Source organism: Pseudomonas sp. SDO524_S393 (assembly GCF_054071875.1).
This window is the reverse complement of sequence record NZ_JBSVVZ010000001.1, coordinates 316,182-324,387: the sequence shown is the minus strand read 5'-3', so window position 1 is coordinate 324,387 and position 8,206 is coordinate 316,182. Positions and strand designations below refer to the sequence as shown.

Here is an 8,206-nt window from a genome sequence, read left to right as displayed (position 1 = left end):
CAGGCTGGATGGCCTGCGGGCAAGTGCGACAGCCACTGGGGCTGAGTCAGGGTGACTTGCGCATCGGCATCGTTGATCAGGAACGCCAGGCGCGCTGCCGGCAGTTCCGGATCCAGCGGCAACCAGGCGGCACCGGCGTGCACCACGCCGAGCAGGGCCACCACCATGTCCACCGAGCGCTGCATGCACACCGGCACGATGGATTCGCGGCCAATACCGGCAGCGCGCAGGGCGCGGGCCAGGGTTTGCGCGCGATGGTCCAGTTCGGCGTAGCTCAAGCGCTGGTCTTCGAACACCAGTGCCGGCGCATTCGGGGTCAAGGCCGCCTGCTGGGCCAGGGCCGTATGCAAATCGGTCGGCCCGCTGTAGTCGCGGGCGGTACGGTTCCATTCGAGCTGCTGTTGACGTTCGGCAGCGCTCAGCGGCGACCACTCGCCCAGGCGCAACTGGGGTGTCTCCAGCATGTTTTCCAGCAGGGCTTGCCATTGGCTCAGCCAGCGCTGCACGGTGGCCTGGTTGAACAGCGCGCTGCGGTATTCGAGCAGGACCGACAGCACTTCGCCGTCGTGCACTTCCCAGTTGAGGTCGAACTTAGTGGCATGGGCCGTGACCGCACGTTCCTGCGCCTGCAATGCCTGCCAGGGGCTGGCATCGGCGCTGGCGTTCTGCATCACGAACAGCACCTGGAACAGTGGCGTCTGGCCGAGGCTGCGTTCCGGCGCGAGGTGTTCGACCACTTGATCGAACGGCACATCCTGATGCTGCTGGGCATCCAGCACGGTGTTGCGTACCTGCGCCAGCAGACCGTTGAAGTCCAACTGCGGGTCGAGGTCGGCGCGCATCACCAGGGTGTTGACGAAACACCCGATCAGCGGCTGCAACTCGGCCAGTGGCCGTTGCGCCACCGGACTGCCGATACGTACATCACGCTGGTTGGCGTAGCGCCCCAGCAGCAGTTGCGCGGCACTGAGCAACAGCATGTACAGGGTCGCGCCGCGCTGATGGGCGAACTCGCGCAAACGCCCGGCCAGTTCGGCAGGCAATTGCAGCTGCACCGCGCCGGCCAGCGGATCGAGGGTGTGCGGACGTGGTTGGTCGGTGGGCAGTTCCAGTTGATAGCCGCTGTCTTCCAACTGGTTGCGCCAGTAGGCCAACTGGCCGTCGAACAGCGCCTGTTGCGCCGGTTCGCGCTGCCACAGCGCGTAGTCCGGGTATTGCAAGGCCAGCGCCGGTACTTGGGCTGTATAGCCTTGACGTTGGGCGCTGTAGAAACGTGCCAGTTCGTCCAGCAGGTTCTGGCTGGAGGCGTCGTCGGTGGCGCAGTGGTGCAGGGTCAGCAGCAACAGGGCCTGGGCGTGTCCACTGCGCTGGAGCAGCGCGGCGCGTATCGGCACTTCATTGGCCAGGTCGAAGCGTTGTGCGGTGGCGGCGTGGATCGCGCGGTCGGTCTGGCGACGCCAGTCCTCATCGGTGATCGCATCCAGCGTCGACGGGTCGAGATTCAACTGCACGTGCGCTTCGATCACCACGGCCAGCTCGCCATCGGCTTCGCGCACGATACGGCTGCGCAGGCTTTCGTGGCGCTGCACCACACTGTTGAGCGCTGCTTGCAGCGCTTGTGGGTCGAGTTCGCCGGTCAGTTCCACGGCGCTGACCACGTTGTACTCACTGGCGCCGCTCAGTTGCTCGAGGAACCACAGGCGTTGCTGTTCGAACGACAACGGCAGGCGCGCCGGGCGTGGTGCGGCGACGAATGCGGCGGCGGGCGTGTGCAACGGCTCGGCCAACAGCGCGGCGAGGCCTTGCAGGGTCGGGTGTTCGAACACCGCGCGCAGCGGCGGCACCGTCGCGAATTGTTGGCGCAGGCGGGCAAACAGCACCGCCGCGAGCAACGAATGACCGCCCAGGTAGAAGAAATGGCTGTCGCGACCAATGCCACTCAGCGGCACATTGAGCAGTTCGGCCCATAGCGCGGCCAGCTGGCGTTCGGCGGCGGTACGCGGCGGGTCCTCGGCATCCGGTTCGGCGTGGCTGTCCGGAGCCGGCAAGGCCTTGCGGTTGAGCTTGCCGTTGTCGGTCAGCGGCAGTTCGTCGAGTACCACAAAGGCCGATGGCACCATGTAGTCGGGCAGGGCGGCGCCGAGGGCCTGGCGCCAGGCATTCACCTCGGCGTGCCGGTCGCTGGTGACGTAGGCCACCAGGCGTTTGTCGCCGGGCACGTCTTCACGGGCCAGCACCACGGCCTGGCGTACTCCAGGCTGGGCGCCGAGCAGGGTTTCGATCTCGCCCAGTTCCACACGGAAACCGCGAATTTTCACCTGATGGTCCATCCGGCCGAGGTATTCCAGCTGGCCGTCGGGCAGCCAGCGCACCAGATCGCCGGATTTGTACATCCGCGCCCCGGCCACCGCAGAGAACGGATCGTCGATAAAGACCTTGGCGGTCTGTTCGGCACGGTTGAGGTAACCCTGGGTCACTCCGGCGCCGCCGATATGCAGTTCGCCCGGCACACCCACCGGCAGCGGGTTGAGGAAGGCATCCAGCACGTAGGTGCGCACGTTGGCGATGGGGCGCCCGATGATCGGCCGTTGCGGGTAGTCGTCCACCGCGCAGCCGGTGGCATCCACCGTGCATTCGGTGGGGCCGTAGGTGTTGAAGAAGCGGCTGCCGGCAATCGATGGCAGGCGTTGCCAGAGTTGCGCGTCCACCGCATCGCCGCCGAACAGCACGAAGCGCGGCAGGTAGGTGTCGCCCCGGCGTACGCCGTCGCTTTCCAGCAGGCTTTTGAGTTGCGCCGGGGTGCATTCGAAGGCGTCCAGGCGGGTGTCGTGGAAAAACCGCGCCAGCGCCTCGGGGTCGTAACGCACCTCTTCGGGGGTGAGGTACAGGCTGTGGCCATCGAGCAGCAGGATCAGCTCGGCCACCGAACTGTCGAAGGCGAACGAATAGTTGAAGCTGGTACGCATCGGCTGGTCGCTATAGCGGCGGTACAGACCGTGGATGCGTGCCCAGGCCAGGTTGACCACCGAACCCTGGGTGACGAGGGTGCCCTTGGGCTTACCGGTCGAACCCGAGGTGTACATGATGTAGGCCAGGTCGTCGGGGCCGGACAGGGGCGCAGGGTTGTCCTGGGGTTGGTCGGCGAACAGCGCCGCGTCGGTATCCAGGCGCAGGCGCGGCAGGTCGTTGCCCAGTTGTTCCAGCAGGCCCTGTTGGCCGAGGAACAGCGCCGGTTGCGCATCTTCCAGCATGTAGGCCAGGCGCTCCACCGGGTAGGTCGGGTCCAGCGGCACATAAGCGCCGCCGGACTTGAGAATGCCCAGCAGACCGACCAGCAGGTCCAGTGAGCGCTCGACGCACAGCGCCACCGGGCGATTGGCAACCACCCCCTGCGCGCGCAGGTAATGGGCGAGCTGGTTGGCGCGACGGTTCAGTTCGGCATAGCTCAGGCTTTGGCCTTCAAAGCACAGCGCATCGCGCTGCGGCGTGCGTGCGGCCTGCTGTTCGAACAACTGGGCGAAGGTCAGGTGGCGCGGCACGTCCATCTCGGTGCGGTTCCACTCGACCACGGTGCGTTGCCATTCCTCGGGCATCAGCAACGGCAGGGCCGCGACCGCGCGCTGTGGCTCGGCGAGCATCTGCGTCAGCAGGTGTTCCAGGCGCGCCAGGGTCTGGCGTGCACTGTCGGCAGTGAACAGGTCGAGGGCGAACATCAATTCCAGCTGGATCGGCGCGCCTGCCGGGCACAGCACGTGCAGGTCCAGGTCGCATTCGGAATGCTTGAGCGGCGTGTCGAGGGCGTCGAACGTCAGGCCCGGGAACTGCAACCGCGACTCCATGGCCAGCTGCTGGGCGACCATCACCTGATACAGCGGCGCGTGGCTGAGGCTGCGCGGCAGTTGCAGGCTGTCCACCAGTTGCTCGAACGGCAGGTCCTGATGTTGCAAGCCTTCACGCAGGCGGGTGGCGACCTGGGTGACCAGCGCGGTGAAGTCCGCCTGCGCGCTGAAGTCGGCGCGGATCGCCAGGTTGTTCAGCAAAATCCCCAGCAAACCTTCGGTGCCCGGTTGTTCACGATGGGTGACCGGGGTACCGATCAGCACGGTGGCATCGCCGCTCAAACGGTGCATCAGCACGGCAAAACCGGCGAACAGCACGCTGAACGGGGTAGTGCCCAGGCGGCTGGCCAGGGCTTGTACCTGGCTGCTCAGCGCGGTGCTCAGCTCACGCTGGACCAGGCCTGCGCGGTAGCTTTGCACCGAAGGCCGTGGATGATCGGTGGGCAGGGCGAGCAACGGGCTGCCATCGCTGTCGCCCCGGGCCAGGGTGCGGGTCCAGTAGTCGAGTTGGCGTTGCAGTTCGGCGCCTTGCAGGTGGTCGCGCTGCCACAGGGCGAAGTCGGCATATTGCAATGGCAACGCCGGCAATTGCGCGGCGTTGCCATTGCAGCGGGCCTCGTAACCCAGGGCCAGTTCGCGCAGGGCAATGGTGGCCGACCAGGCATCCGAGACCAGGTGGTGCAGGGCAATGCCGAGGACGTGTTCGTCCGGCGCGACCTTCAGCAGCCGTGCACGCAGCAGCGGCGGCTCCGTCAGGTCGAAGGGGGCTTCGAAGGTATCTTGCAGGGCATTGAACTGCGCGCCTTCACGGGCGGTGGCGGTCAGCTCGGACAAATCCTCGAACGGCAGGGCGATGCTCAGGGCCGGGCTGATGTGCTGGCTCGGCACGCCGTCGACACTGCGGATGCCGGTGCGCAGGATTTCGTGGCGCGCCAGCAGGTCGTCGAGGCTGGCCTGCAACGCGGCGACGTTCAGTTCACCCTTGAGGTGCAGGGCGAACGGGATGTTGAACAGCGTGGTGCCCGGTGTCAGTTGTTCGATGAACCACAGCCGTTGTTGCGAGAACGACAACGGCAGCAGGGCCGGACGCGGCTGGGCTCTGGGCGTACTGATGGCCGTGGTTTGCGGCGCGGCGGCCTGGGCCTCGCGAGCGGCAATGGCCACGGCCAGCAGGGCCACGGTGGGCTGTTCGAACAGCACCCGCAGCGGCAGGTCGAGTTTGAAGTGGCTGCGCAGGCGCGCGACGATCTGGGTGGCCAGCAGCGAGTGGCCGCCCAGGGTAAAGAAGTTGTCTTCCACGCCCACATTGTCACGGCCCAGTACTTCGGCCCAGACCTTGGCCACGGCAGCTTCGTGTGCGTTGCGGGGCGCGATGCTTTCGCGGGTGTCGGCGGCCCAGTCCAGTTGCCGGGCTGCCAGGGCCTTGCGGTCGACTTTGCCGTTGTTGTTCAGCGGCAAGCGTTCCAGGCAGACGAACGCGGCGGGCACCATGTACGGCGGCAATTGCGTGCGCAGGTGTTCGGTGAGGCCGTCGTTGCCCAGGCTGTCGTCATGGGCCGACCAGTAGGCCACCAGCCAGGCTTCGCCCGCGCTGTTTTCCCGCAACAGTACGGCGGCTTCGCGCACGTTCGGGTGCTGGGCCAGGCGGTGTTCGATTTCGGTCAGTTCGATGCGATGCCCGCGCAGCTTCACTTGCTGGTCACGGCGCCCGAGGTATTCGATCACCCCGTCGGCCCGCCAGCGGCCCAGGTCGCCGGTACGGTACAGACGTCCGTCGAGCTGCGGGTGGTCGATAAAGGCTTCGGCGGTGCGCTGCGGGTCGTGCAGGTAGCCACGGCCCACACCGACGCCACCGACGCAGATTTCGCCGGGTACCCCTATCGGTACGGGGCGCAGCGCCTCGTCCAGCACGTACAAACGGTTGTTTGCGGTGGGCTGGCCGATGGGCATGTGGCTGATATGGGCGGCGGGCGCCTCGACAATCGGCTGGAACGCCACGTCGTCGGCGCATTCCGCCGGGCCGTAGGCATTCATCAGCGCGATGTCGGGGAACCGCGCGAACCAGTCGCGGGCCACGGTCGGCGGCAGGGCCTCACCGGTGGGCAGCACCCAGCGCAGGTCGGGCAGTTGCAGGTCGCATGGGCACACGGCAAGCAGGGTGCGCATCAGGCTCGGCACGATTTCCAGCACGCCCAGGCGTTCCTGGGCGAGCACCTGCAACAGGCGTTGTGGGTCGTGGGCCACTTCATCCGGCAGAATGTGCACGGTCGCACCGAGTACCGGCGCGGCGAGGAACTGCCACACGGAAATGTCGAAGGCCACCGAGGCGGTCTGCGGGATGCGGTCGGTGGCGCTCAGGCCCAGGGACGGGACCTTGCCGAAGATGTTATTGAGCATGCCGCGTTGTTCGATCATCACGCCTTTGGGCGTGCCGGTGGACCCGGAAGTGAACAGCACGTAGGCCAGGCTGTGGGGCGTGCCGGCCAGCGGCAGCGGTGCGTCGTTCGGCGTATTCCAGCAGGCTTCGGCGAACAGCGCCGTGGGTACCTGATCGAGGCCGCTGAGCAGTGGGTCGAGCAGGCCGCTGCACGCCTCGCTCGCCACCAGCAGCGGGGCACGGGACAGCGTGAGGATTTCGCGCAGGCGCTCCGGCGGGTGGTTGACCTCCAGCGGCAGCATCGCCGCGCCGGCCTTGAACACCGCGATCATGGCAGTGAGCAGGGTCAGCCCGCGGGGCGCCACCAGCGCCACCAGTTGGTCTTCGCCAGCCCCGGCTTCGCGCAGGGCGTGGGCCAGGCGGGTGGCGCGCTGGTCCAGCTCGGCGTAGGTCAAGGATTGGCCGTCACACACCGCCGCCACCTGGTCAGGGCGTTGCGCGACCTGGGCGGCGAACAGTTCGGCGTAACTGTTATCCAGAGGGAAATCGTGGGGGTTGAGCGCCCAGTCGCGGAGCAACTGCTGACGCTCGTCGGCCGCCAGCAGTTCGAAACTGCCCAATGGCGCTTGCGGCGCGGCGAGCATGCCGTGTACCAGGCTGACCAAATGGCCAAGCAGGCGCGCCACGGTGGCGGCGTCGAAACGTTCGCGGTCGTAGGACACGCGGATGCCCAGCTCTTCGCCGGGCAGAATCACCACGGTCAGCCCGTAGTGGGTGTGCACGCTGTGGTCCATGCCGTCGAGGCTGAACTGGAAACCGCCGTCGAGGATCTGCTCGTCGATGGGGGCGTTTTCGAACACCAGGATGCTGTCGAACAGGGTTTCGCCACGGGGGAAGTCGCTCCAGCCCTGAATATCGGTCAGCGGCGTGTGTTCGAAGTCGCGCATGGCGACGTTCAGGCCCTGCAAGTCGCTGAGCCAGTCACCCAGCGGCGCCTGTGGGTCGACGCTGACGCGCAGGGGCAGGGTGTTGATGAACAGGCCGATCATTTCGGCCACGCCGGCAAGTTCCGCCGGACGCCCGGCCACGGTGACGCCGAACACCACATCGCGCTGGCCGCTGTAGCGCGAGAGCAACAACGACCAGGCGCCCTGGAAGAAGGTGTTCGGGGTGATCCGTCGGCTGCGGCAGAACGCTGCCAGTGCCTGGGTTTGCGTCGCGCTGAGGTGCACCAGTTGATCGTCGACCAACACCGCGTCGGTGTAGCGGTCACGGTTGGTGCCGTTGTCCACGGTCAGTGGCGTCGGCGCGTTCAGGCCCTGCAACTGGCCGCGCCAGAATTGTTCGGCCTTGGCCGCGTCCTGGCGTTGCAGCCATTGGATATAGTCGCGGAACGGGCGTGGGCTCTTGAGCTGTGGCGTGCGCTGGTTGCACAGCGCTTCGTAGACCTTGAGAAAGTCCACGGTCACCAGGGAAATGCACCACGCGTCCATCAGGATGTGGTGGAAGCTGCGGATGAACTCGTAGGACTCGTCACCCAGGCGCACCAGGCGGAAGCGGATCAGTGGCGGTTTCGACAGGTTGAAGCCGATTTTCTGTTCGTCTTCGAGCAACGCGCGAATCCGCGCTTCCTGCTCATGGGGCGCCAATGCACGCAGGTCGAGGGTGTCCAGCGGCACCTTGACCTCGCGGTGAATCACCTGCACCGGTTGCTTCTGGGTTTTCCACTGGAAACTGGCGCGCAGCGAAGGGTGCAGCGCCACCACCTGACGCCACGACTCCAGGAATGCCCCTTCGTCGATGGCCCCGCCGATGCGGTAGCGGTCCTGCATCAGGTACACACCGGAGTCTTCATGCAGCAGGGAGTGGAACAGCATCCCCTGTTGCAGCGGCGACAGCGGGTAGATGTCTTCAATCGGGTTGCGGGCGGTGTTTTCGGTGGTCATGCAAAGCGTCCTGCAGAAAAAGGGCAACGGCGATAGCGCAGTGA

The 8,206-nt window shown here is 66.4% G+C and carries 1 protein-coding gene; it reads right to left on the bottom strand.

The window, feature by feature from the left end:
• A partial coding sequence (locus ACW9IB_RS01395; RefSeq protein ID WP_457411951.1) for an amino acid adenylation domain-containing protein occupies window positions 1-8,162 on the bottom strand: 8,162 nt, incomplete at its 3' end.
• Window positions 8,163-8,206 lie beyond the last annotated feature (44 nt).